Annotated in this window: 26 protein-coding genes; 10 read left to right on the top strand and 16 right to left on the bottom strand. The window is 32.7% G+C overall.

The window, feature by feature from the left end:
• Positions 1-15: 15 nt before the first annotated feature.
• The 4 genes from JC605_RS16035 to hemN all read left to right on the top strand — a co-directional run bounded on the left by JC605_RS16035 (position 16) and on the right by hemN (position 2,952).
• Complete coding sequence (locus JC605_RS16035; protein ID WP_198857154.1) at positions 16-438, top strand: DoxX family protein; 423 nt, start codon at positions 16-18, stop codon at positions 436-438.
• Between the two features lie 96 nt (positions 439-534).
• Positions 535-882 carry a hypothetical protein gene (locus tag JC605_RS16030; RefSeq protein ID WP_198857153.1) on the top strand — a complete coding sequence of 116 codons (348 nt, stop codon included), beginning with the start codon at positions 535-537 and terminating at the stop codon, positions 880-882.
• 108 nt (positions 883-990) lie between these two features.
• Entirely contained in the window at positions 991-1,467 is a 477-nt protein-coding gene (locus JC605_RS16025) for a hypothetical protein (RefSeq protein WP_198857152.1), read from the top strand.
• A gap of 120 nt (positions 1,468-1,587) precedes the next feature.
• A complete protein-coding gene (gene hemN, locus JC605_RS16020; protein ID WP_198857151.1) occupies positions 1,588-2,952 on the top strand; it encodes an oxygen-independent coproporphyrinogen III oxidase in 1,365 nt (454 codons plus the stop codon).
• Positions 2,953-2,973: 21 nt separating this feature from the next.
• On the opposite strand, the gene JC605_RS16015 is transcribed toward hemN, so the two are convergent.
• The 8 genes from JC605_RS16015 to JC605_RS15980 all read right to left on the bottom strand — a co-directional run bounded on the left by JC605_RS16015 (position 2,974) and on the right by JC605_RS15980 (position 11,594).
• Positions 2,974-3,675: a sulfite exporter TauE/SafE family protein gene (locus JC605_RS16015; protein ID WP_198857150.1), complete on the bottom strand. Its 702-nt coding sequence runs from the start codon at positions 3,673-3,675 to the stop codon at positions 2,974-2,976.
• Between the two features lie 7 nt (positions 3,676-3,682).
• On the bottom strand, positions 3,683-4,132 hold the full coding sequence (locus JC605_RS16010; protein ID WP_198857149.1) for a FixH family protein: 450 nt from the start codon (positions 4,130-4,132) through the stop codon (positions 3,683-3,685).
• A 12-nt stretch (positions 4,133-4,144) separates the two neighbouring features.
• Positions 4,145-5,563, bottom strand: a complete 1,419-nt coding sequence (gene ccoG / locus JC605_RS16005) for a cytochrome c oxidase accessory protein CcoG (protein ID WP_198857148.1) — start codon at positions 5,561-5,563, stop codon at positions 4,145-4,147.
• A 10-nt stretch (positions 5,564-5,573) separates the two neighbouring features.
• Positions 5,574-6,509 carry a cbb3-type cytochrome c oxidase N-terminal domain-containing protein gene (locus JC605_RS16000; RefSeq protein ID WP_198857147.1) on the bottom strand — a complete coding sequence of 312 codons (936 nt, stop codon included), beginning with the start codon at positions 6,507-6,509 and terminating at the stop codon, positions 5,574-5,576.
• Positions 6,510-6,511: 2 nt separating this feature from the next.
• A complete protein-coding gene (locus JC605_RS15995) occupies positions 6,512-6,706 on the bottom strand; it encodes a CcoQ/FixQ family Cbb3-type cytochrome c oxidase assembly chaperone (RefSeq protein WP_111378528.1) in 195 nt (64 codons plus the stop codon).
• 7 nt (positions 6,707-6,713) lie between these two features.
• Entirely contained in the window at positions 6,714-8,897 is a 2,184-nt protein-coding gene (gene ccoN / locus JC605_RS15990; protein ID WP_198857146.1) for a cytochrome-c oxidase, cbb3-type subunit I, read from the bottom strand.
• Between the two features lie 2 nt (positions 8,898-8,899).
• A complete protein-coding gene (gene ccoS / locus JC605_RS15985) occupies positions 8,900-9,091 on the bottom strand; it encodes a cbb3-type cytochrome oxidase assembly protein CcoS (protein ID WP_198857145.1) in 192 nt (63 codons plus the stop codon).
• 115 nt (positions 9,092-9,206) lie between these two features.
• Positions 9,207-11,594, bottom strand: a complete 2,388-nt coding sequence (locus JC605_RS15980) for a heavy metal translocating P-type ATPase metal-binding domain-containing protein (RefSeq protein WP_198857144.1) — start codon at positions 11,592-11,594, stop codon at positions 9,207-9,209.
• A 202-nt stretch (positions 11,595-11,796) separates the two neighbouring features.
• Here JC605_RS15980 and JC605_RS15975 point away from each other — a divergent pair, with 202 nt between their 5' ends.
• Positions 11,797-12,480, top strand: a complete 684-nt coding sequence (locus JC605_RS15975; protein ID WP_198857143.1) for a Crp/Fnr family transcriptional regulator — start codon at positions 11,797-11,799, stop codon at positions 12,478-12,480.
• Here the strand turns inward: JC605_RS15975 and mazG are convergent.
• The 3 genes from mazG to def form a co-directional block, all read right to left on the bottom strand.
• Positions 12,477-13,247 carry a nucleoside triphosphate pyrophosphohydrolase gene (gene mazG, locus JC605_RS15970; protein ID WP_198857142.1) on the bottom strand — a complete coding sequence of 257 codons (771 nt, stop codon included), beginning with the start codon at positions 13,245-13,247 and terminating at the stop codon, positions 12,477-12,479. The genes JC605_RS15975 and mazG overlap by 4 nt on opposite strands.
• 100 nt (positions 13,248-13,347) lie before the next feature.
• The gene (locus JC605_RS15965) at positions 13,348-13,833 is read right to left on the bottom strand and encodes a DUF5606 domain-containing protein (protein ID WP_095930921.1); all 486 of its coding nucleotides are present in this window, start codon (positions 13,831-13,833) and stop codon (positions 13,348-13,350) included.
• Positions 13,834-13,894: 61 nt separating this feature from the next.
• A complete protein-coding gene (gene def, locus JC605_RS15960; protein WP_008462650.1) occupies positions 13,895-14,485 on the bottom strand; it encodes a peptide deformylase in 591 nt (196 codons plus the stop codon).
• 200 nt (positions 14,486-14,685) lie between these two features.
• Here def and JC605_RS15955 point away from each other — a divergent pair, with 200 nt between their 5' ends.
• Entirely contained in the window at positions 14,686-16,908 is a 2,223-nt protein-coding gene (locus tag JC605_RS15955) for an FUSC family membrane protein (protein ID WP_198857141.1), read from the top strand.
• 41 nt (positions 16,909-16,949) lie between these two features.
• On the opposite strand, the gene JC605_RS15950 is transcribed toward JC605_RS15955, so the two are convergent.
• Positions 16,950-18,443, bottom strand: a complete 1,494-nt coding sequence (locus tag JC605_RS15950) for a malate:quinone oxidoreductase (protein ID WP_198857140.1) — start codon at positions 18,441-18,443, stop codon at positions 16,950-16,952.
• 126 nt (positions 18,444-18,569) lie between these two features.
• On the bottom strand, positions 18,570-18,983 hold the full coding sequence (gene ruvX, locus JC605_RS15945) for a Holliday junction resolvase RuvX (protein WP_198857139.1): 414 nt from the start codon (positions 18,981-18,983) through the stop codon (positions 18,570-18,572).
• A 172-nt stretch (positions 18,984-19,155) separates the two neighbouring features.
• On the opposite strand from ruvX, the gene JC605_RS15940 reads away from it, so the two are divergent.
• Positions 19,156-21,027 carry an LTA synthase family protein gene (locus JC605_RS15940; protein WP_198857138.1) on the top strand — a complete coding sequence of 624 codons (1,872 nt, stop codon included), beginning with the start codon at positions 19,156-19,158 and terminating at the stop codon, positions 21,025-21,027.
• Between the two features lie 90 nt (positions 21,028-21,117).
• On the opposite strand, the gene JC605_RS15935 is transcribed toward JC605_RS15940, so the two are convergent.
• On the bottom strand, positions 21,118-21,750 hold the full coding sequence (locus JC605_RS15935; protein ID WP_198857137.1) for a PAS domain-containing protein: 633 nt from the start codon (positions 21,748-21,750) through the stop codon (positions 21,118-21,120).
• A gap of 261 nt (positions 21,751-22,011) precedes the next feature.
• On the opposite strand from JC605_RS15935, the gene JC605_RS15930 reads away from it, so the two are divergent.
• Complete coding sequence (locus tag JC605_RS15930; protein ID WP_177210156.1) at positions 22,012-22,827, top strand: 2,3,4,5-tetrahydropyridine-2,6-dicarboxylate N-succinyltransferase; 816 nt, start codon at positions 22,012-22,014, stop codon at positions 22,825-22,827.
• Between the two features lie 66 nt (positions 22,828-22,893).
• Here the strand turns inward: JC605_RS15930 and JC605_RS15925 are convergent, their stop codons facing one another.
• Positions 22,894-23,640 carry a glycosyltransferase family 2 protein gene (locus tag JC605_RS15925; RefSeq protein WP_198857235.1) on the bottom strand — a complete coding sequence of 249 codons (747 nt, stop codon included), beginning with the start codon at positions 23,638-23,640 and terminating at the stop codon, positions 22,894-22,896.
• Between the two features lie 127 nt (positions 23,641-23,767).
• On the opposite strand from JC605_RS15925, the gene JC605_RS15920 reads away from it, so the two are divergent.
• Together JC605_RS15920 and JC605_RS15915 are read left to right on the top strand one after the other, a co-directional pair.
• Positions 23,768-24,832, top strand: a complete 1,065-nt coding sequence (locus tag JC605_RS15920) for a glycosyltransferase family 9 protein (protein ID WP_198857136.1) — start codon at positions 23,768-23,770, stop codon at positions 24,830-24,832.
• A gap of 16 nt (positions 24,833-24,848) precedes the next feature.
• Positions 24,849-25,619 carry a glycosyltransferase family 2 protein gene (locus JC605_RS15915; RefSeq protein WP_198857135.1) on the top strand — a complete coding sequence of 257 codons (771 nt, stop codon included), beginning with the start codon at positions 24,849-24,851 and terminating at the stop codon, positions 25,617-25,619.
• On the opposite strand, the gene JC605_RS15910 is transcribed toward JC605_RS15915, so the two are convergent.
• Entirely contained in the window at positions 25,600-26,367 is a 768-nt protein-coding gene (locus tag JC605_RS15910) for a lipopolysaccharide kinase InaA family protein (RefSeq protein ID WP_198857134.1), read from the bottom strand. The two genes, JC605_RS15915 and JC605_RS15910, sit on opposite strands and share 20 nt — an antisense overlap.
• Positions 26,368-26,423: the final 56 nt, after the last annotated feature.

The raw sequence follows: 26,423 nt of genomic DNA, 5'->3' as shown, positions 1-26,423 counted from the left end.
TAATCACACAACATCATGGAAAATGTAAAAAGTTTGAATAAATGGGCAAATTCGCACACTTATTTACCAGTTGATTTAGTACGTATTGTTTTGGGTGGATTCTTATTTATGAAAGGTGTCTCTTTCGTCACCAATATTCAATACCTGCATGATTTGATTTCCCCTATTGATAAGTATGGCGGAGGTATGTTTATGCTACATTACATTGCTCCAGCCCATATGATTGGTGGTATAATGATTATTTTTGGACTTTTAACCAGATGGGCTATTGCAGCACAATTACCAATCTTATTTGGTGCAGTTCTCATTAACTTTATGGGAAAAATGCACTCTGAAAGTTTAGTTTTAGCATTAATCGTTTTATTTGTCTGCATCTTTTTCCTATTCTACGGAAGCGGTAAACACTCGGCAGATTACTATTTTAAAATGCAACAATAACGCCTTAAGTCCTCATTTTATTGAGGACTTTTTTTTGAGTGTTAATTAATTCTATAAAATTTCTTTAATTGCGTTTTATGACTTAAATTCGCCGACATGAATTGGATTCGTAAAACCATTGTTTTAATTACGCTTTTGTTAGCAGGATTGTTTGCCTATCAAGCAGACCAAGCTTCTACGCGTATAATTGAAACAGAAAAATCCGATACCAACTTCTGTAAAGACATTCCCGATTCGTCAGCATTTATTCAACCTCAGGGAAGTTACCAGTTTGCGGCAAATATCAAAACAAATCCTACCGGAATAATTAAATGTTTTGATACGCTTTTACCGCTAATACCGCAACATCAAACCGTTACTCATACTACAGCATACACTAAACTCTTTACTACTCAATGTAAAAAGGTTTCAGTCATACTCTATGCTTTCCATTTTTTCTGGTAAATAAATATTTGATTTCCCCTTAGAGAATTTATTCTTCAAGCACTTAAGTAACTGTTTTCAAACCGAAAACTGCTTTGAATATCATTTATTTATTTCATTAAAAACATTATGGAAACTACTACCACAATAATGGGTATTGTAATTTTAATTATTGTTGCAATCCCTGTATATTTTTCTGCACGTTCATCTGCGGCAAGTAAATCAAGAATTTTAAATATCAAGAAACGATTCAACCCAAATCATCCAGAAGATTTTGATTTGACAGAATCAATCAACAATAAGACTTTGACAATTGATCAAAAAAACAATAAGTTCATTTTAATGAATTTCAATCCAAATCAGCAAGAATCAACATATGTCGACTTAAATACAATTGCATCAAGCAAATTAATTCCGACAACAGACGCTGGTTCAGATACAATTATCAAAATTGATTTTGAATTTCAAGAAAAAGAAACATCCAAAAAAATATTAATTCCATTCTATGATTTTGATGATGACCGCATCAAACAAATTAGCGTCTATCAAGATCATCAGTTTGCGAAAAAATGGCTTAAAATCATCCAAGATTCTATATCACTTTAATTATTTAATTCAATAAAGAGGCTCAATTTTGAGTCTCTTTTTTTTTACAGTTTTTATGATATTTGTCATTTTATGTCTTCGCCTTAAGCTTTAATTTTGATATAAACTAAATCCGTTATTATGAAAATTTCTTTGACTCAAAAGTACAACGTCCCAGGTCCAAGATATACTAGTTATCCAACGGTTCCATATTGGAATGAATCTGATTTTACTTCAGAAAAATGGATTACTACTTTACAAAAATCATTCATAGAAAGCAATTCAAAGAACGGAATCAGTTTATATATCCACCTACCATTTTGCGAAAGCATGTGCACTTTCTGCGGATGCAACAAACGTATTACCAAAAATCATTCAGTAGAAGAAAAATACATTCAGGCAGTTCTTAAAGAATGGAAAATGTATTGTGATTTACTTCCTGAAAAACCTGTAATTAAAGAAATACATTTAGGCGGAGGAACGCCAACATTCTTCTCAAAAGAAAACCTGGAGAGCCTTATAAATGGGATTTTTAAGAATGCTGTAAAAGCAGCAAATCATGAATTTAGTTTTGAAGGGCATCCAAATAACACAACATACGAACAGCTTAAAAAATTATATGATTTAGGCTTCCGCCGAGTAAGTTTTGGAGTTCAAGATTACTCTGCCACTGTTCAAAAAGCTATAAATAGAATTCAGCCATTTCACAATGTTGCTAAAGTGACTTTTTGGGCAAAAGAAATTGGTTATACTTCAATCGGACATGATATTATCTTTGGACTTCCGTTTCAAACCATCGAAGATGTGATTGATACAGTAGAAAAAACAAATTCATTAAAACCTGATAGACTAGCATTTTACAGCTATGCACATGTGCCTTGGATAAAAGGAAACGGACAACGTGGTTTTAATGATGAAAATCTTCCAAAAGATTCTGAAAAGAGAAAATTATATGAAATAGGAAAAAAACTTCTAATTCAAAATGGTTATCATGAAATTGGCATGGATCATTTTGCATTAGAAGACGATAGTTTGTACAAAGCTGCTCATAATAGAAAACTTCATCGAAACTTTATGGGCTATAGCGCTTCTAAAACACAAGTTATGATTGGACTTGGCGTATCTTCTATAAGCGATAGCTGGTATAGTTTTGCACAAAATACTAAAAGCCTTGAAGAATATTATGAGATTATAGAATCTGATAGACTTCCTGTTGTAAAAGGTCATATTTTGAACAATGAAGACCTTATCATTAGAAAACATATTCTGAACTTAACCTGCGAATTGGAAACATCCTGGACTGCAGAATCTCTAAACTTTGCTGAAATTCCTGAGGTTTTAATTGCTTTAAAAGAAATCGAAAATGATAATTTAATTGTTATTGAAAACAACAAAATCAAAATTACAGAAGAAGGAAGACCTTTTGTACGTAATATTTGTATGGCTTTCGATTTGCATCTAAAAAGAAAGTCACCGGAAACAAATCTCTTTTCGATGACTGTATAAAATCTTTTAAATATATTTTTCTTAGTGGCAGTTTGGAGTCTGCTGCACAAATAAACTCATGTTTGAAGGAGAAATATACGGAATTCCTAATCCTAGTCCTCTAAGGATAAATAAAACTCCAATGATAACTGCAACATAAGGAATTGCCTTTTGAATTTTATTTCGAAATGGCAATTTCAATAATGTATTGACATAAACCACAATAGTCATTAACGGAATTGTTCCTATTCCAAACAAAAGCATGTAAAGAACGCCATAAGTGGCACTTTGCATAGCAATTGCCCCAAATAAAGCAACATAAACCATTCCGCATGGTAAAAATCCATTTAGAAGACCAATTGTAAAAAGAGATTTGTAGCTCTTATTTTTAAACTGACTTCCAAGATTGGCTTTAACTTTTGAAATGATTTTATAAACTGGTTTAGAAAAGTTGTATTGAGCAAATTTTTTCTCAGGAATACAAACTACAATAATCATTATTACACCAATAATAATTGACATTTTCTGCTGCAATCCTGCTAAGAAAAAGCCTCTTCCCAGTAATCCAAAAATCAATCCGATTGTGGCGTAAGCTGTTAATCGACCAAAATGATAGGTCATAATCTGCGTTACCTTTTTGGCTTCATTTTGCCTATCTACAGGAAGCATCATGGCAATTGGCCCACACATTCCAACACAATGCAGGCTACTGATCAAACCTAAAAAGAAAGCTGAGAATAACATTTTTGATTTAGTTTACGTAAATAACTTCTTTAGTGAGATATTTTTTGCCTTCATACTGCCATTCCATATTCACATCCCAGCGTCCTTTTATTAATTTTTTCTGCGGAATAATGATTTCTGAATTAGTTAAGGCAATTTGAGTATTAAAGTCGAATTTTTTGTTTGAAGGTCTATATAATTGAATATTTCCTTTCACTTTACTGCTTTCAAATCCTACTGGAAAAACAACAGCAACACCGTCTCCAGTATATTTTATTGATGGCTTATGCTGCAAATCATGCGCATTTTGAATTCTCGCCATTTCTTCCTGAAAGTGTGTATCATGTTTGTAATATTCTTCGACAACCAAATCATTATCGTATTTAGAATTTGACTGCACTTCAAACACAAAATATAAAATAAAGGTCATAAACAATGCGAATGCAATGACGATTCCAGTTCCCCAATTCAATTTCATAATAGTATATTTTTAATTAAAACTTCGTGGTCCTAAGAAATTTGTAGTTGTTGTTTCTAGGAGTTCAGAACCATTGTAAACCCCTATTTTTACTTTTGTTTTATCACTTTCTAATAAAACCTCATCAATTTCAATAAACAATGTTCCTTGAGAAATTCCTTCTTTTGCAACTTTAAAATGTCTTTTTCCAACATTCTTAATTTCTCCTTTTTGATCGATTAATTCGAAATGAATATCATTGTAATCTTTCATTGTTTTGTTTACAATTTTATACGTGTAAACATTACTGATTTTTTCTCCATTATGCTGGAATAACTGACCTGGTAAACGTAAAACTACCGCTTGTACATCTGTTCTTAAAAACAGCATTCCAACAAAAATACTCAATAAAATAAAGAGGACAGCTGTGTATCCTTTCATTCTTGAAGTAAATTTAAAAGGTTCTTTTTTGGCAATTTCATCTTCAGAAGCATAACGAATAAGACCTTTTGGCAATCCTACTGATTCCATAATATGGTCACATTCATCGATACAAGCTGTACAGTTGGTACATTCTAACTGTGTACCGTTTCGGATGTCAATTCCCATAGGACAAACGTGAACACATTGAAGACAATCTATACAATCTCCTTTTCCCGTTAATGCTCTATCTTCATTTTTTTTGAATTTTGCGCGTCCTTCTTCTTTTTCACCTCTAACAAAATCGTAGGCAACATTAATAGATTTATTGTCTAAAAGTACACCTTGCAATCTTCCATAAGGGCAAGCAATGATACAAACCTGTTCACGAAACCATACAAAAACGAAATAGAAAATACCCGTAAATATAAGCAACGCGATAAAATTGCTAGCTTGTACAACTGGTCCTTGCTCAATCATTAAGAATAAAGTATCACTACCTACTAGATAAGCCAAGAATATATTTGCTATAAGGAAAGAGATTAAAAAGAAAATAGTCCATTTGATTAGTCTTTTTCTAATTTTCTCACTATTCCATTCTTGCTTTGCTAAACGAGATTGTGCACCACGATCTCCATCAATCCAATATTCAATTCGACGGAAAACCATTTCAAGAAAAATAGTTTGCGGGCAGATCCAGCCACAAAATATTCTTCCGAAAACAACGGTAAATAAAATTATAAATACAACGCCGACAAGCATTGAGATTACGAAGAGATAAAAATCCTGTGGCCAAAAAGGAAATCCAAAAATATTAAAACGACGTTCCAAGATATTGAACATCATAAACTGGTTTCCATTTATTTTGATAAACGGATTTATGAATAAAATTGCCAATAAAACGTAGCTGACAATTTTTCTATAATCATAAAATTTACCAGACGGTTTTTTAGGAAATATAAATTTTCGTTTGCCACCTTCATCTATTGTTCCAATGGTATCTCTAAAAGCTTCGTCTGGTAAATTTGACATGATATTCTAATTATTTTTTAACTTCTGTGGTATCTTTTGTAGTTGCAGCTGCATCGGTTTTAGGAGCGCTATCGTCTACCCAAACTTCTCCTTCTGGTTCTTTTGGATCTTTAGGATTGCTTCCTTGCAAAGACAAGATATAACTTGCAACTTTTTGTATTTCTTTTGGTTTAAGGGTTCCTTTCCAGGCAATCATCCCTTTACCATCTCTACCTCCATTTGTAATGGTATGGAATAAGTTTTTAATTCCTCCTCCTAAAATCCATTTATCATCTGTAAGGTTTGGTCCAATCTGACCTCCTGCATCGGCACGGTGACAAGCGGCACAGTTTGTTGTAAAGATTTCTTTTCCTGCTGCTAAACTTGGTTCGTCAGTTAATAAAACAACTGTTTTTTCGTCCATCAAATCTGGAGCAGTTTTCATATATTCTTCAACATCAATTTTTGCCTGCGCCATTTCTTTTTTCAACTCCATTTCCTGATCATCCGCTCCTAAAACATCGTAACGAACTACATAAATAACTCCGAAAATGATGCAGATGTAGAATAAATACACCCACCATGGCGGTAAATTATTATCCAACTCTTTGATTCCGTCATAATCATGATCCATCAATAAGTCGGCTTCTTTTTCAATTGGTTCTGTTTTAGTCAATTTGTGCATTAGGTTTTTAAACCAAGTGCTTTCTTTGAAACTTAAACTTTCTTCAAGTTCTTTTTGCGCTTTTTCTTCTGGCGATAGCAATTGATACATCACTCTATTTACAGCACTAAGTGTAATTTCGATGGCAATCAGAATAAACAAAAAGACAAATAAAAAGAGCGAAACCATAGGGAATTTTACAAAAGCTGGCTTATCGCCTGAGTCTATAAAATATTCCATCAAAGCAAATACGATGAAGAAAATCAACGGTACTCTAACATATACTGGGAAAAACTTTTTCATTTTTATCTATCTTTTGTGATTACACTAAGTCCTTCATCTAAAGGTATATTACTCATTTCTTGAATTTTTTCTTTTCTATAAGAGAATACCCAAATACCTAATCCTACAAAAAAGAAGAAGAAAATCAAGAGGGAAATAATCGGGTATAATTCTACACCCGATATTGTTTCCATATTGTGTTTTATTTGTTCAAACATAATGCTGTTATTTAGTTTCTTTTACTTTAATATCAGTACCAAGTCTTTGAATATAAGCAATCAAAGCAACGATTTCTCTTTCATTCATCGGAATGAATTTCTCACCTTTTGCAGCAGCTTTTTTGCGGCTGTCTTCATAACTCTTAACAAAATCAGGATCGCTTTCTAAGCTTTTTTCTATCTTAACTGCCTGCTCTCTTAAAGTTTTTTGTGCATTAGCAACTTCTTCTGGAGAATATGGCACACCTAATGAAATCATTGCCTGCATTTTCTTTTGCGTCAATGAAATGTCCATTGGTTTATTATCAAATAACCACTTATATCCTGGCATAATTGATCCTGCAGATGTACTTTGCGGGTTCCACATGTGGTTAAAGTGCCAATTGTCATTATACTTACCACCTACTCTTAATAAATCTGGACCTGTACGTTTTGATCCCCATAAGAATGGATGGTCGTAAACAAACTCTCCTGCTTTTGATTGAACTCCGTAACGTTCAACCTCACTTCTAAATGGACGAACTGACTGTGAATGACATCCAACACAACCTTCTCTGATATATAAATCACGTCCTTCAAGCTCTAAAGGTGTGTATGGTTTTACACTTGAAATAGTTGGTATATTTGATTTTACCATTATTGTTGGCACAATCTGAATAATACCTCCAATTAAAATTGCAATAGTTGCTAAAATGGTTAACTGAATTGGTTTTCTTTCTAACCATGAGTGGAATTTCTCTCCACTTAATCTACTGCTTTTTATTGTTTGTAAAGCTGGAGCCTGAGCCAATTCATCTTCAATTGCATTACCCGCTTTTACTGTCATGATAATGTTGTAAACTAATGTCAACATACCTATTAAGTAAAGAGACCCTCCGATAGCTCTCATCCAATACATTGGCATAATCGCTGTAACTGTTTCTAGGAAGTTACCATAAGTTAAAGTTCCGTCTGGGTTAAATTGTTTCCACATAGACGCTTGTTGGAAACCAGCCACATATAATGGAATTGTATAAACGATAATACCTAAAGTTCCAATCCAGAAATGGAAGTTTGCCAATTTCTTAGAGAATAATTCTGATTTTGTCATTCTTGGAATTAACCAATAAATAATACCAAATGACATGAAACCATTCCAAGCTAAAGCTCCTACGTGTACGTGTGCTACGATCCAGTCGGTATAGTGCGCAATAGCGTTTACATTTTTTAAAGATAACATCGGACCTTCAAAAGTCGCCATACCGTAACCTGTAATCGCTACAACAAAGAATTTTAAAACTGGTTCTTCACGAACTTTATCCCAAGCTCCTCTTAATGTTAAAAGACCATTGATCATACCTCCCCAAGATGGAGCAATTAACATTACTGAGAATGCAACCCCAAGATTCTGAGCCCAGTTTGGCAATGCAGAATATAATAAGTGGTGTGGTCCTGCCCAGATATAGATAAAGATTAAAGACCAAAAGTGAATAATAGATAATCTATATGAGTAAACAGGTCTGTTTGCAATTTTTGGAACGAAATAGTACATTAATCCTAAGAATGGAGTTGTAAGGAAGAATGCTACCGCATTGTGTCCGTACCACCATTGCACAAGCGCATCCTGAACACCTGCATACACAGAGTAGCTTTTTAAAGCAGAAACCGGAATTTCGATGTTGTTAAAGATATGCAATACCGCTACCGTTACAAATGTTGCTAAATAAAACCAGATTGCAACATATAAGTGACGTTCTCTGCGACGCAGCATTGTACCAATCATATTGATACCCATTACAACCCAAATTAAAGCAATTGCAATATCAATTGGCCACTCTAGCTCTGCATATTCTTTAGAAGAAGTATAACCTAACGGAAGTGTAATTGCGGCTGCTACAATAATTAACTGCCATCCCCAGAAATGAAGGTTACTTAAAAAATCACTAAACATTCTGGCTTTTAGCAATCTTTGCAGCGAGTAGTACATACCGGCAAAGAATGCATTACCCACAAAGGCAAAAATAACTGCATTAGTGTGCAATGGTCTTAATCGGCCGTAACTCAGCCACGAAATCCCATCTGTCATGTTGGGAAAAAGGTACATTACCGCTAAGGTAAGTCCCACTAACATACCCACAACTCCAAAAAGTATTGTGGCGTAAATGAATTTTTTTACAATTTTGTTGTCGTAATAAAACTGTTCCATTTCCATAATTATACTTGTTTTTCTTCGATTGGTGAATTATTATTTTGGGAATTAATTTTGGTTTCGTCATCAAAAAGAATTCTGACTGAGGGGGTATAATCATCATCGTATTGCCCAGTTTTGACAGCCACGATAAAGGCAATAAAGAAACAGATTGCCACAAAAATACTTACTGAAATTAATAGATAAATAACACTCATACCTTAGATTTATATTAACAAAATTACTTCGTTAAGGGCGCATAAAATATGATAATTATCATAGAGAAAAAGAATATGTTAAATTTAATAAAATATATTCTTTAATAATTTATAATCATTCTAAATTTCTGTTACTGAAATAGTTAGACATAAAAGTAACAAAACTTACAATCGTAATCGTGCTCAATGGCATGATGATAGCAGCAACTAACGGAAGTAGGTTTCCTGTGACCGCAAATGCAAGTCCAACAACGTTGTACAGCAATGACAGGCCAAAACTCATCTTTATAATAGAAATTGCTTTATGTGAAAGCTTCAAAAAGTAATTGAGACGTGAAAACTCCGATGCATCAAGAATTGCATCACATGCAGGAGAAAAAACGTTCACATTTTCAGAAATAGAAATCCCGATGTTACTTTGCGCCAATGCTCCAGCATCATTGAGTCCATCACCAACCATCATTACATTTTGTCCTTTTTCTTGAAGTTTCTTTATGTATTCAAGTTTTTGCTCTGGTTTTTGATTGAATATTAACTCAGTACCTTTTGGCAGAATAGCTTCTAAGTTTCCTCTTTCGCCATCATTGTCACCAGAAAGTACTTTAATTTGATACTCTTTACTCAAGTTTGCAAAAAGTTTTTCTAGGCCTTCGCGATATTGATTCTGGAAAGTATATTTTCCAAAATAGATCTCTCCTATTTTAATATGTAATGCCGTTTTTTCAATTTCTGAACCATCTGCAACTATATCATTTACAAATTGTCCAGAACCAATTTTAATTTCTTTTCCTTCAATAGTTGCTAAAATCCCTTTACCTGTAATTTCCTGAAATTCTTCTAAAGCGATACGCTTGGCATCTGGCAGAAAATCGTAAAGCATTCGGCTTAATGGGTGGTTTGAACCGCGCAATACGCTCTTAATCAATACAACATCTGAATCTAAAATAGGCTTTCCTTCATATACTATATTCGATTTTTTGTTGGTAGTAATTGTTCCTGTTTTATCAAAAACAATCGTATCAACTTTTGCGAGCTGCTCGATCACAATGGCGTTTTTTAAATAAAATTTCTTTTTACCTAAAATTCGTAATATGTTTCCAAAAGTAAACGGAGCAGTAAGCGCCAACGCGCAAGGACAAGCTACGATTAGCACCGCTGTAAAAACATTAAAAGCTGTATTAGCATCTATAAAAATCCAATAACCAAAACCAGCAAATGCAATGAGCAATAATATGGGGGTAAAATATCGGCTTATTGCATCTGTTATGGTTTTGTGTTTCTGATCTACTTTTTTCTGAAAAATTTCGTTACTCCATAACTGCGTCAAATAACTCTGTGAAACTGAATGTAATACTTCCATTTCTATTACTTTCCCAATCTGTTTTCCTCCCGCAAATACTTTATCACCAGATTTTTTAGTAATTGGAACAGCTTCTCCTGTAACGAAACTATAATCTATTTCTGCACTTTCACTAATTAAAATTCCATCTACAGGAATAAGTTCTTGATTTCTAATCAACAATCGATCTCCTTTTAAAACATCATAAATAGCAACATTATCTTCAGATGCATCTTTATTAATTTTAGTAACGGCAATCGGGAAATAGGATTTAAAATCTCTTTCAAAGCTTAGGAAACTATAGGTTTTAGTTTGAAACATTTTACCAAGAAGCATAAAAAATACTAAACTCGCTAAACTGTCAAAAAAACCGGGACCGTGATCCATTAGCATATCATAAGTACTGCGAATAAACATCACGATAATACCTAATGCAATCGGAATATCAATGTTAAGCATTCTGGTTCTAATACTGTGGTAAGCAGAAATATAATATCCGCTTGCTGAATATAAGAAACTTGGCAATGCTAAAAGAAAAATCAGTAATCTGAAAAACGGTTTGTAACTATCCAACCAGAATTCTTTCATTTCGAAATATTCTGGAAATGAAAGCAACATAATATTTCCGAAACAAAAGAATGCAACGCCTAATTTATAGGTTAAACTTCGGTCTACTTTTACTTCTGCTGTTCCATAATTTTCTAAACTAATATAAGGCTCATAACCTATTGAGTTTAAAAGATATGCAATTTCTTTTAAAGAAACCACATCAGAATTGAAGGTAATTCTAACCTTTTTTTCGTGGAAATTAACTTGAGATATACTTATTCCAGGCTGAAGACGATTTAGATTTTCTAGAATCCAGATACAAGAACTGCAGTGAATATGTGGAATATTCAGCGAAACAATTGACGTGTTCCCTTCCTGAAATTCTAAAACCTTTGCGAGTATGGTTTCATTTTCTAAAAAATCATATTTTCCTTTGATGTCTTGCGGTGTGGCTCCCGGAGACTTTTCAAAATCATAATAAGATGTTAGGTCATTGATGCTGAAAATTTCGTAAACTGTTTTACAGCCTGTGCAACAAAACTTCTTATCATCAAAATCAATTTCTTCATTTTGTTCAATAGTTAAACCACAATGAAAACAACTTTGCTCCCTCATAAACTTGTTTTTATATGCCACAAATTTCCAATTAAAGCACAATTATTAAGATGATAATTGTCATGTAATCTTGAAATTGAATTCTAATTTAATAAAATAAAACAGTCTAAATTAAGCTCTACCGTAATTTATTATATTTTTACCATATAATAGTCAATTATACCCTTAAATATCCTTATTTTTGCTGCAAACAAATATTGTCATGAATAAATGTGATCAATGCATTGTACGCCAGCTAAGCTCATTAAAAGCCCTTAACAAAGAAGAAGTTATAAAATTAGCCAGCAGTAAAACCTCTTACAAGATTAAAAAAGGTGAAGCCATTTTTGAAGAAGGCGAAGTAACCAATGGTGTTTTTTGTATAAAAGATGGTGTTGGTAAACTTTCAAAATTGAGTGCAAACGGAAAAGATCAAATTGTAAAATTGGTAAAATCTGGAGAACTTCTTGGACAACGCTCTATGATTAGTAATGAGCCGGCAAACTTGACTGCAAAAGCAATTGCCGACATGGAAGTTTGTTTTATTCCTAAAACCGAAATCATCAATTTTTTTAATAATAACAATCAGTTTTCTTTAAATCTGATGCAATCTGTATGTGAAGATTTGAAAGAATCTGAGAATGAAAAAATTGCTTTAGTTCAAAAAACAGTTAAGCAGAGACTTGCTGAAACTTTATTGCAACTGCATGATGAATTTGGAGAAGATACCGACAAAACCCTTAAAGTTCAACTAACAAGAGAAGAACTTGCGGGCATCATTGGTACTGCAACAGAAAGCTGCATTCGTTTATTATCTGATTTTAATAAATTAGGATTAATAGAATTAGTCGGCAAAAAAATTATGCTTAAAGACGTTCGCGCTTTAAAAAAATTAGCCGATAACTAAAGTTTTTTAGCTTCATTCCAGAAAACATCCATTTCTGTAAGCGTCATATCCATTAATGGTTTGCCTAATTCGTTTGCTTTACTTTCTAAGTATTGAAAACGCTTTATAAACTTTTTATTGGTTCTTTCTAAAGCATCTTCTGGATTTACATTTAAGAATCTTGCATAATTAATCATAGAAAACAAAACGTCGCCAAACTCGTCTTCAATTTTATCTTGATTTCCAGTTTTTACTTCGTCTTGTAATTCTTGTAATTCCTCTTGCACTTTATCCCAAACTTGATGCGGTTCTTCCCAGTCAAAACCTACACCTTTTACTTTATCTTGAATTCTGCTTGCTTTAACCAGTGCAGGAAGGCTTCTTGGCACGCCCTCTAAAACTGATTTTTTTCCTTCTTTCAGTTTCAGTTTTTCCCAATTCTGTTTTACTTCTTCTTCATTTTCTACTTTCACATCTCCATAAATATGCGGATGACGATGAATTAGTTTCTCGCAGATTTCATTACAGACATCAGCAATATCAAAATCATTGGTTTCACTACCTATTTTAGCGTAAAAAACAATATGAAGCATCAAATCTCCCAATTCCTTTTTGACTTCATTTAAATCGTTGTCCAAAATAGCATCTCCCAACTCATACGTTTCTTCGATTGTTAGATGTCTTAATGTTTGCAGGGTTTGTTTTTTATCCCACGGACATTGTTCACGAAGTTCATCCATGATATTTAATAATCTTTCAAATGCTTTTAACTGATTTTCTCTGCTCATTTTGAAGTTTTCTATTGATTTAAACTCGATTTCTGTAAAATTAAAAAATCCTGTCAAGAAAACATCTTAACAGGATTATTTTATGATTAAAGAAAAACTACTATTCTTCTTTTTTAGCTTTTGCTTTTTTTGCTGCTGGAGCTTTTTTTGGTTTTTCTTCAGCAACTGGAGCTTCTTCTTTTGGTTCTTCAGCTGCAGGAGCCAAATCTGTAACCAAACCTTTAGCTTGAAGCGTGTTGTACCAGTTTAATACTTTTTTGATATCTGATGGATAAACTCTCTCTTCGTCATAATCTGGAAGAATTTGTTTGAAATAAGCAGACAAAGTAGCATTGTCTTCTTTATGAGAAATCGCTTGTCCTTTATTTTCTTTAACGGCAATCTGCTGCATTACTTCAGTTAACGGTTTTTCGCCTTCATAAGTATAAATCGAAATTTCAGACAATAAACTTACATTGCTTTTTAGATTTACAGTAATCTTCTTCCCATCAATTAATGATTCCGCCACAAAACCTGTACGAGTTTGTACTTTTAATTCGTATAAACCTGGTTTTCCTGAAATGGCTAAAATTTTCGTTAAATTCATTTTTATTAAAATTAGTATTAAGAATTTGATTTATTTTTTTGTTTCCAATTATTTAGAAAACTTATCTTGCTTTTTTAGCTGCAAAAAATTTCATTCTATATTCCTGAGACGTTTTTCCCTCAGTAATATTTTTCAATTTCTTTTGGATTAAACGTTTCTTTAGAGATGAGATTTTATCTGTAAACAATATTCCTTCAATATGGTCGTATTCGTGTTGAATAACTCTTGCGATTAATCCGTCGAATACTTCCGTTTTCATAACGAAATCTTCCTCACAATATTCGATTGTAACAGTTGGTTTTCTGTAAACGTCTTCACGCACATCAGGAATACTCAAACAACCTTCATTAAATCCCCACTCTTCTCCTTCTTCTTTAACGATTTTAGCGTTGATAAAAGTCTTTTTAAAACCTTTCAAATCTTTTTGTTCCTCTGAAGGAAGATCCTCATCATCACTAAAAGGCGTTGTGTCAATGACAAACAAACGAATTGGCAGTCCAACTTGCGGTGCTGCAAGTCCAACCCCATACGCATTGTACATGGTCTCGTACATATTTGCGATCGTTTCTTTTAGATTTGGATATTCTGGTGTAATATCCTGCCCTACTTTTCTTAAAACAGGATCACCGTATCCTACAATTGGTAAAATCATTTGTTTTTATTTATGTTTTTATGTGCTGCAAAAACAGAATTAAAGTTCTGATATTTCAGCTGGCAAAAATAGTAAAAAATAGTCAAGAATGATTCTAATAATCTATTATATCGTATTTTTTACAAGCTGTTAAAAATCTCATCCATAATTATGCCAAAATCACTACTACAATTCTTACCTTTGCTAGTAAACCTCTCTTTATGATTGATAAGATTTCGAAATTTACAAACAGCACTTCCTTTCTCAATGCCTCTAAAGTAACTATCGCTTCTGTTGTTCCTGTTTTGGTTTTAAATTTTCTAGGTCATTTTGAAATTGGTTTCACGATTGCATTAGGTGCTTTCTATACTTATCCCAGCGATATTCCGAGTTCACTTGGTCATAAAATAAAAGGGTTAATTGCTGCTTCTTTTATTGTTTCGGGCGTTAATCTACTGGTAAATCTCGTTTATCCGTATCCGCTTCTTTTTTATATATTTTTAGGCTTCCTGTTGTTTTTATGTTCTATGATTTCGGTTTATGGACAGCGAGCAACGTTAATTTCTTTCTCTGCCTTATTATCTATTTCTCTTTCTTTTGGGCATTTGCATGAAGGTTGGGCTGCTTTTGAATATTCTGGTTTTATTTTTATTGGAGGAATTTTATACCTTATAGTTTCTCTTGTTTTTCATTTTGTACAGCCATATAAATATGTCGAATTACAAATTGCAGAAGGAATAAAACTTACTGCTAAATATCTAAAATTAAGAGGTGATTTATGGAGCCCAGAAGCTAACAGGCAAGCAATTATTGAAAAACAGTTGGCAGTTCAAGTAGAACTAAATCTAATTCATGAAGATTTAAGAAAAATGCTAATCGGAAACCAGAATGCATCTGGAATAACGAGCCAGAACCGAAAAATGCTTTTGGTTTTTATTACTTTAGTCGAAATTCAAGAATTGGCGCTTTACACTTCTTTTGACCATAGTAAACTTCATCAGAAATTTGCCAAACATCCTGATGTTTTAAGAACCTATCAAAATGTCGCTTATAAACTGGCTTCAACCCTCAAAAAACTCTCCAAAAATGTCAATCATATCAGTGTTTATGTCGATAAGCATGATTTGAAAAATGAATTGGATGCACTTGAATTTGCCATTTTTGACTATGAAAAAACATTAGGAAAAGAAGAAGCTGCAGAGGGTGTTTTAATGCTAACCAATATGCTGAAATATGCTAAAAATCAGGTTGGAAAAATTAAAACTATTCAGCGTGCGCTTTCTTTGGCAATGCAATCTTATAAACTGAAAGATCAAGACAAAGAGCTAGAAAAATTCTTAACTCCGCAATATTATCCGTTACGAACTTTAATTGAGAATTTAAGTTATTCTTCTTCGATTTTCAGGCATTCAATAAGATTAACGATCACTATTTTGATTGGTTTTTTCCTCGGACAAGTTTTGCCTTTTCAAAACGTCTATTGGATTCTGCTGACCATTGTAGTAATCATGCGCCCTGGCTATGGTTTAACAAAAGAGCGATCGTACAACAGAATATTCGGAACTGTTTTAGGAGGAATTTTAGCTTTCGGAATTGTATCTGTTATTCAGAATCACGTTGCACTGAGCATTTTTTCAATTGTATGTATGCTTCTCGGAATTTCATTTACGCAAATCAACTATAAAATAAGCGCAACATTTGTTACAATGTATGTAGTTTTCATCTACGGAATTTTAACACCTGACATTAACGAAGTAATTCAATACAGAATATTAGATTCACTTGCGGGAGCAATTTTAGCTTTCATTGCCAATCAGTTTTTATGGCCAGCTTGGGAATTCATCAATACGCCAATTCATATTGAAAACACAATTCGGGCGAATAGAAATTATCTAAAAGAAATTGCTGATTTTTACAATAAAAAAGGAGAAGTTCCAACTTCGTATCGTTTAGCACGAAAAAATGCCTTTGTTGAAATAGGAAATTTAATGACTTCTTTTCAACGTATGATGCAGGAACCTAAATCAAAACAAAAAACAATGCCTTTGGTAAATAAACTGGTGGTTTTAAATCATTCTTTATTATCTGCTTTAGCGTCATTGTCAACTTATATTCAATCGCATCAAACGACTTCTGCTTCTGACTCTTTTAATTATATCATCAAGACTATTCTAGCCAATTTAGATCACTCGATTTCTATTTTACGAAATGAAGTTATAATACAAGATACTTTTTTTGAAAAAGAAGATGTGACATTACAGTTTGAGGAATTAAAACGAAAACATTTTACACGCTTAGCTGAAGATGATGATTTGGATAAAGAAACGCGTCAAGCAAAAATGCAAGAAGCCCAAATGGTAATCGAGCAACTGATTTGGATGAGCAATCTAGCAGAAAAAATTCTAAAAAACACAACCGACCTAAAAGCAACAAATCCAGATTAATTCATCTGGATTTGTTTTTTATATTTCAATAATGAGAAGCTTTAATTTAATTTTAAAACTTCTGCAGTTTGTTTTCTAAGCTGTTCTAAAAGTTCTGGCTTATCATTTAAAGTCTGACCGTAAGAAGGAATCATTGTTTTTAATTTTGCTTGCCATTCTGGTGTTTTAATTTGATGCGTAAAACATCTGCTAACCAAATCAACCATAATTGCTACAGCAGTAGAAGCTCCTGGAGAAGCACCTAATAAAACTGCCAAACTTCCGTCGTGCGTATTAATTACTTCAGTACCAAATTCTAAAACCCCACCTTCTTTTTCATCTTTTTTGATAACCTGAACACGTTGTCCCGCTTTTTCCAATTTCCAATCTTTAGAACGTGCTGTTGGCAGATATTCGCGTAAAGCTTTCATTCTGTCTTTTGGAGACTGACGAACTTGCTCAATCAAATATTTCGTTAATGGAATATTATGATATCCCGCGGCCAACATCGGGATTAAATTGTTAGACTTAATAGATAACGGCAAATCTAAATAAGAACCATTTTTCAAGAAACGAGTCGAGAATCCTGCAAATGGTCCAAAAAGAAGTGCTTTCTCTCCGTCAATTACACGAGTATCGATATGAGGAACAGACATTGGAGGAGCTCCAACACTTGCTTTTCCATAAACTTTTGCTTGATGTTTAGCAATTACCTCAGGATTTGTACATTTTAACCATTGTCCGCTTACAGGAAAACCCCCATATCCGTTTCCTTCTGGCACATTTGCTTTTTCTAATAAAGGAAGAGAACCTCCTCCTGCACCGATAAATACAAATTTAGTATAAGCTTTACGAGTGTTTCCGGTAGACAAATCTTTAATTTTAATTCTCCAAGATTTATCTTCACGCTGTCTTAGTTTTTTAACTTCATGATTGAAATACAAAGAAACACCGTCTAATTTTTCTAAGTAATTGAACATACTTCTTGTTAAAGCACCAAAGTTAACATCGGTACCAATTTCCATATGTGTTGCTGCCAATTTTTCATCAGCATTTCTGCCTTCCATTACCAATGGCATCCATTTTTGAAGTTGTTCAAAATCGGTGCTAAAAGTCATATCGGCAAAGATTGGGTTGCTTTGAAGCGCTTCGAATCTCTTTTTTAAATAATCTACGTTTTTATCTCCCCACACAAAACTCATATGAGGTACGCTTTTAATAAAATTATCCGGAGACGGCACTTTATTTTGCTGCACTAGGTAAGACCAAAACTGGCGAGAAATCTCAAACGATTCTGCAATGCTTATTGCTTTTTTAGGATCTATGCTTCCGTCTGCCTTTTCTGGAGTATAATTTAATTCGCAAAAGGCAGAGTGTCCTGTTCCAGCATTATTCCAAGCATCAGAGCTTTCAGCAGCAGCAACATCTAATCTTTCGTAAATTTCAATTTTTATATCTGGTTGTAATTCTTTCAAAATTACCCCAAGAGTGGCACTCATTATTCCAGCGCCAATGAGTACTACATCACTATTTGAACGTATGGTTTCGTCAGGCATAACAGTATTTTTATTTAAAGTGCAAAGGTACTTTTTTAATTGCAAAAAAAAACTAATTTTTAGATGATAAAAGTTAGGATTTTCTAAAAACCTTTAAATTATAAATAAAAAATACGACGAACAGCGTTATTTTTTTGCGGAAAGATAATCTTGAAGCATAATTGTAGCAGAAATTTCGTCTATTAATCCTTTATTCTGACGTTGCTTTTTACTTAAACCACTGTCGATCATGGTTTGAAATGCCATTTTTGAAGTAAAACGTTCATCGACACGAATCACTTTCATCTCTGGAAAAATATTCGAAAAATGGGTTGCAAAACCATTAATCACAGAAGCACTCTCAGAAGGCATTCCGTTCATTTGTTTTGGTTCGCCAATTAAAACCGCTTCGACTTTTTCTTTCGCAAAATAATCTTTCAGAAAGTCGATCAAAGTATGTGTTGGAATCGTTGTTAAACCCGAAGCAATAATTTGCATTTCGTCTGTAACAGCAATCCCTGTACGCTTTTGTCCGTAATCTATTGAAAGAATTCTTGGCATGTTTTATTTTTTCAGCAAAGGTAAATATTTTTCCTATCCTTTCCCACAATAACCAGAAAATGCAATTTATATTTTTTTTTGTCAGAAAAAAACTTTTATTTTCATTAAAAAAAAATACTTTTGCGCAAAAAAAATTTTACTAAAAAACAAGGCTTTTATTCTATCAGTACAAATGAGTAATTACAAAACGAATTTAATTTTATTTATAAATAGATTTATCCTAATTGTTGCAGTTTATCAAATCTGCAGAATTCTTTTTTACTGCGTCAATCTCGAATTATTTAATAACTTAAGCATAAGAGTTTTTTCTGGCGGTTTGCTTTTTGATCTAGCTGCGGTTGCTTATATCAACATACCTTTTTTAATTGCACATCTTTTTCCTGGTAATTTTAAATACAGTCCGAAATACCAAAAGATTTTGCTTGTATCATTTTACGCAGTTAATCTTGCTTTTATTGCAACCAATTTTATTGATATTATTTACTATCGTTTTACTGGCCGAAGAAGCACCTACGCAATGATTACCGCAGACGGAATGGAGCATGATGTAATCCGATTAATTCCTTCTTTTTTAAAAGAGTTTTGGTATATCGCGATTCTCTTTATAATTACAGGTTTTGTTTTATGGAAACTACTTCCTAAAGCAAAAAGCCCTATTACGCCTAAAGAATTGAATAGACGAGATTATGTACAAAAAGCCATTTATACTGTTATTTCAATTTTTGTAGTTCTATTAATGATACGCGGAGGTGTACAAAAAAAACCTATTAAGATTGTTGACGGAATGCGATATGGAAATTTAAATACCTCTGCTTTGGTTTTAAATACTCCTTTCACTATTCTAAAAACCGCTTTTAAGAAAAAAGAACTTGAAAAAGTTCATTATTATAGCGATTCTGAATTAAAATCAATCTATAATCCTGTTCTTTCTATAAACCCTAAACTTCCTGCTGATAAAAAAAATGTAGTTGTAATTATTCTAGAAAGTTTTGGAAACGAAAACATTCATTGTGGTCAAACTCCTTTTTTAGATTCGTTAATTACAAAAGCTCATTATTTTAAAAACGGATTTGCTAACGGAAAAGTGTCTATCGATGCGGTTCCATCAACTATATCAAGCATTCCTAGTTTAATGAATAATTCTTTTATAACCTCAGGTTATGCTTTAAACAAAACAAAAAGTCTTCCGCAAATCTTGAAAAAGGAAGGTTATAATACTTCTTTTTTTCACGGCGCTTTTAACGGAAGTCAAAATTTTGATCAATATTGTAAAGTGGCAGGTTTTGATGAATATTATGGTAAAGACCAATATGTAGGAAGTCCAGCATTTGATGGAAAATGGGGGATTTTTGATGAAGAGTTTTTACAATTTTTCGCTGCAAAACTTACTTCTTTCAAACAGCCTTTCTTTAGTTCTATATTCACGATTTCATCACACAATCCTTACATAATTCCTGAAAAGTATAAAGGTAAATTCCCAAAAGGAAATACAGAAATCCAAGAAAGTATTGCCTATACAGATTTTGCGCTTCGAAAATTTTTCAAAAGTGCCAAAAAAGAAAAGTGGTACAACAATACTCTTTTTGTAATAACAGCCGACCATACATCTTCTAGCGGAACTTCAGAAGCAGATAAGACAAATGTTGGTAAATTTAGAATTCCAATATTGTTCTTTGATCCTTCAAATCCAAGTTTCAATGTTGCTGATGAGAAGAACTTTCAACAAATCGATATTATGCCTAGCATACTTGATTACTTAAATATAAAAGCAGAAATAATATCTTTTGGAAAAAGCTTCAAATCTCAACAAAATTTTGCGGTTTATTACCTTCAAGACACTTACCACTGCATTGTCGATGACTATTATCTTGCTTTTGCAAACAATCGTACTATCGGTTTATACAATTGGAAAAAAGATACTTTATTGAAACATAATTTAATTGAAACGAATAAACCAAAAGCAAACGAGCTTGAACGTTTTTTAAAAGGTTACATTCAATCTTTCAACAATCGAGTAATAGACAATCAACTAAGTTTTGATTAATAATTAATAATTGATAAATAAAAAATCCGCCTTGAAAATATTTCAAGACGGATTTTTATCCAAATATTCAAACCTAAAAAATAACTCAATTTATCTTCCGAACAATCGGCCGAAAAAACCTCTGTGTTCTTCCTCTTCTCCTGCATCCTCTTCTTCTGAGTAATTAGCAAACTTAGATTGCGATTTTTCATGTTCGTAAATCAACTCCTTAATATATTCAACGTAAGTTCTCTTTTTCTCTTCTAAGAAACCAATTAAGTACTTTTCGCTAAATTCTACTCCACTTGCTGCTTCAATCTGCAACAACTTTTTGTACAAAGGCTCAATATGCATCGCAATTACTTCTTGCGGTACAGCCTGTCTTCTTCCGAAATAATTTACAATAACATCGTTTTCGTCGCGGGCAATTTCAAAATCTGTAATTACCCAATAGTATCTTCCAGACTTTGCAAGGTTTTTTACAATAGCATGAAAGTTTTTCCCGTTTTTAAGATTCTCCCAAAGCACTTTAAAAATAACTTTTGGCATATCCGGGTGGCGTATGATATTATGAGGCTGGCCCATTAATTCATAATCTTCGTAACCACAAACGTCTACAAATACTTCGTTGGCGTATTCTATAATTCCGTATGCGTTTGTTTTACTCATAATAACCTGAGTTTTATCCCAGCTTACTTCTTTGTCAATGATTACTCTGTTTTGAAGGTGATTTTCTTGATTCATATTTTACTGCTTATATGATTATTTATGGAATGGAATGTTGATCAACACTGCGAAATTAAAGCGAAGAAAAAGTACAAATCCTGACTTTTGTCATATTTTGATATAAAAAAAACTTTTAGCGGTAACGGTATTAATTAAAAACATATACAGCTTTTCTGATTTTACAAATAAGAAACAAAAAGTTAAATATGTAACATTTTCAAACCGTTTTGCTTTTTTGCATTTCTACAAATACTGTATCTTTGCCAAAAAATTAAACGTATGAATTCTTTACAGACTATAATTGAACAAGCTTGGGAAAACAGAGCTTTATTGCAAGAAACTACAACTACTGACGCCATTAGAGAAGTAATCGAATTGGTAGACGCAGGGAAATTACGTGTTGCTGAACCAGTTGGTGACAAATGGCAGGTAAACGAATGGGTTAAAAAAGCAGTTGTAATGTATTTCCCGATTCAAAAAATGGAAACATGGGAATCTGGTATTTTTGAATACCACGATAAAATGTTGCTAAAGAGAAATTATGCTGAAAAAGGAATTCGTGTAGTACCAAACGCTGTAGCTCGTTACGGTGCTTACATTTCAAGCGGTGTAATCTTAATGCCAAGTTACGTAAACATTGGAGCTTATGTAGACGAAGGAACAATGGTTGATACTTGGGCAACTGTAGGAAGCTGTGCTCAAATTGGTAAAAACGTACACTTAAGTGGTGGTGTTGGTATTGGTGGTGTTCTTGAGCCATTGCAAGCTGCTCCAGTTATTATCGAAGATGGCGCTTTTATTGGTTCTCGTTGTATCGTTGTTGAAGGTGTTCATGTTGGAAAAGAAGCAGTTCTTGGAGCTAACGTATGCTTAACAGCATCTACAAAAATTATCGATGTTACAGGTGATGAGCCAGTTGAAATGAAAGGTTATGTACCAGCTCGTTCTGTGGTTATTCCTGGAAGCTACACTAAGAAATTTGCTGCTGGCGAATTTCAAGTTCCTTGTGCCTTAATTATCGGAACTCGTAAACCATCTACAGATTTAAAAACTTCTTTAAACAATGCACTTCGCGAATACGATGTTGCGGTATAGGTTTTAAAAGATCTTAATATTAAAAATCCAAATTCCATTTTATTATTGGAATTTGGATTTTTTTTGTCACTTCCTTTTTTGAAGTTTTATAAGCTTAGCATATTTCATATAAGAAAAAAAGGCCTGAATCATTGCAATTGTCAATCCATCAAGACCGTTAAAAATTCCTTTTTTAAAGAAATAGCAACGGATAAAGGCTACTGTTCCGTTCAAAACAGGCTTAAACGCATTTATTCTTTTTCCTTGATCAAATAATTGTTGGGCATGCCATCCTGAATATTGGTTCTTTTTTGCAATAATCTGATCAAAAGAATCCCATCCATAATGTAAAATATGCACTGCAACCTTTTTCTCATTTTGAGCAACAATTTTCTGATGTACTTTAGAATCTGAAGGATGAGCTGTTTGTTTATTAAAGAAACGAACTTTATGATCTGGATACCATCCAGAAAAATCTATTAATTTATCTGCCAGAAAGTTTTTTACTCTAAAACTTAAAGCATCATAGTTTCCTTCTAGATATTTTTTCTCCAGAATAAATTCCTCTGCATCCTTATCTAAAAATTCGTCTGCATCCAGATTTAAAATCCAGTCATTTTTACAAAAAGGCAATCCGTGCGTACGCTGCGGTCCATCTCCTAAAAATACTTGCTGAATAACCTGTGCTCCTTTTTCTTTAGCTATTTCTACTGTACGATCTTTACTAAAAGAGTCTACAATAATAACTTCATCACAAACTTTAAATAAGGCATCTATACATTTTCCAATGTTTTTCTCTTCATTGAAAGTAATAACCAAACCGCTAATTCCCATTGTCAATTTTAATTTGTTGAGCACAAAAATATGACTTTTTAATTTAGTTTAATCTTATTACCGCCATCACTTGTTCACTTCACAAAATAGTTTGTACTTTAGCTTTCAAATTGAACATAAAAACCAAATGAGAATATTAGTTATTCAGCAAAAAAGAATCGGAGACGTCTTAACAAGCACAATTATCTGCAACAACTTAAAAGCCAAGTTCCCAGATTCTACAATTGCCTATATGTGTTATCCTAATTCGATTGATGTTCTTACAGAAAATCCGAATATTGATAACATTATTCCAGTAACTAATAAAATCAGAAAATCTACTTTTGGCTTCATTAAATTCATTTTTGAAATTCGAAGAAAAAAATATGATGCGGTAATCGATGTATACAGCAAATTGGGAACGAATTTGATTACGTTTTTTTCTGGAGCAAAATTTAAAGTTTCCTATCATAAATGGTATTCTAACATTTTTTACAACTACAGTTATGAGCGTTTTGATGCCATAAAATCAGAATATGGTTTAGCAATCGAAAACAGATTATTGCTTCTTAAGCCTTTTTTCACAGAAAAGATAACCAATGTAAAACCAAAGATTTATTTAAAAGAATCTGAAATTGCAGAAGCAAAAAATATTTTAAACAGCTACAATATAGATCCTGAAAAACCGCTAATTATGTTTGGAATTTTAGGAAGCGAGCACTACAAAACATATCCGCTAGACGGAATGGCAAAAATTATCGATTTTACAGTAGCCAAAACAAACGCTACTATTCTTTTTAATTATATTCCGAACCAGAAAGAGCAAGCTTTGGAGGTTTATAATCATTGTTCTGACGAAACAAAAAAGCATATTATCTTCGATTTGTACGCTACAGATTTACGTCAGTTTTTGGCAATACTTTCTCAATGCGAAATGCTTATTGGAAACGAAGGCGGCGCTGTAAATATGGCAAAAGCACTTGAAATTCCAACTTTCTCGATCTTTACTCCTTCTGTTAGAAAAGAAACTTGGCAGCTGTTTGAGAATGAAGCAAAAAATGTATCTGTTCATTTAAAAGACTTAAAACCTGAAATCTACGAGAAACATACAGAGCAATATATAAAAGAACATACTTTTGAATATTATGCTGAGTATCCATTAGAACTTATGCTGAAAAAATTAGAGACTTATTTTCAAGAATATAAAAATTGAAAAGTAAAGGATCAGCATGAATAGTGAAGGGCAAAAATTATCAGTATTGATTATTACGCTTAATGAAGAACAGCACATAAAATCGCTTCTTGAAGATATTGATTTTGCTGATGAAATAATTGTTGTTGATTCTTTTAGCACTGATAAAACAGTAAGCATTGTTGAGTCTTTTAACAATGTAAAATTAATTCAGAATGCATTTATTGATTATACTTCTCAGCGAAATTTTGCGTTGGATCAAGCTCGAAACTCATGGGTTTTATTTATTGATGCCGACGAAAGATTAACACCCGAATTAAAATCTGAAATCGTTACTGAAATTAATTCCCAAAATGCTGCAAGCGCTTATTTTATCTATCGCATTTTTATGTTTAAAAACAATAGATTAAATTTCAGTGGCTGGCAGACTGATAAGATTTTCAGGCTTTTTGATAAATCGAAATGTCGATACGATTCAGAAAGAACTGTTCACGAAAAGTTAATTGTAAACGGATCAATTTCTACTTTAAAACACAAACTCATACATTTTTCGTACTCTTCTTATGAAGATTACAAATCGAAAATGTACAATTACGGAATTCTTAAAGCCAACGAAAAATTTGTAAAAGGGATAAAACCATATTTATTAATGCAGTTGTTCCATCCTTTATACACTTTTTTATACCAACTTATTATCCGTTTTGGTTTTCTGGACGGACAAAAAGGCTTTACAATATGTTATTTGAATGCTTACAGCGTTTATATTCGCTACAAAGAATTAAGAAAGCTTATTTCTTCCAGAATTTAAGCTTCTTTTTCAGGCGTTTTTTTCTATAGAACTTCTCTTGAAAATCTGAAGTATCTTTCCATAGAGTTTCGAAAATCTTCTCTTCAGGCTGTTTAAGATAAAATTTAGCATATTCGTTACTCATCGTCGCCACCATTTCTTTTAACGGAGTTAAGCGGCATAAGTTTTTCATACGCATTTCAAAAGTCATTTCATTATGAAATTCCATTCTGTTCAAATCCACCAGAAAGAAATCATAATTTCCGCTTGCGTTCTTTTTTATTAAAGTATTTCCTGGCGAATGATCTAAAAATTCAATGCCTTTTTCGTGAAGATCGAAGCTAAATTTAGTAAACTGTCTCAAAATATTGTCGCGGTCTGGAAAATCAGGAATTTCTACCAATTCTCTATAGGTAAGATCACATTCAAGCTGTTCGCTTACATAAAAGCTTTTTTCTAAACCTATTATTGAAGAAAATTCAGCAAACGCAATAGGTTTTGGAGTTCCAACACCCAATTCCAACAATTTATTTGCAAACTCAAAAGAACGTTTAGCTTTTGATTTTCTGAAGTATTTGTAGGCGATTTTATTAATAAAGTGCGGAACTTTAAACGATTTTATGTTTATTTTTTTATCGTCTAAATCAAAAAGCTTTATCTGATTGCGCTGGCCAATTACAAAGTCTTCTCCTTTTGTATTAAAAAAACGAATATATTCAAGAAGAATATTTTCAAATTTTTCATATCCGCGATTTAATCTTAAAATCATAAAAATTGTTTCCGCAAATTTAGCTAGTTTTACCAACTAATAAAAACTATTTCGAA

The sequence above is a fragment of the Flavobacterium sp. IB48 genome (genome assembly GCF_016405855.1).
Lineage (GTDB): Bacteria > Bacteroidota > Bacteroidia > Flavobacteriales > Flavobacteriaceae > Flavobacterium > Flavobacterium ginsengisoli.
Note: the sequence above shows the minus strand (reverse complement) of the source record. Positions and strands in the feature narration are given on the sequence as shown.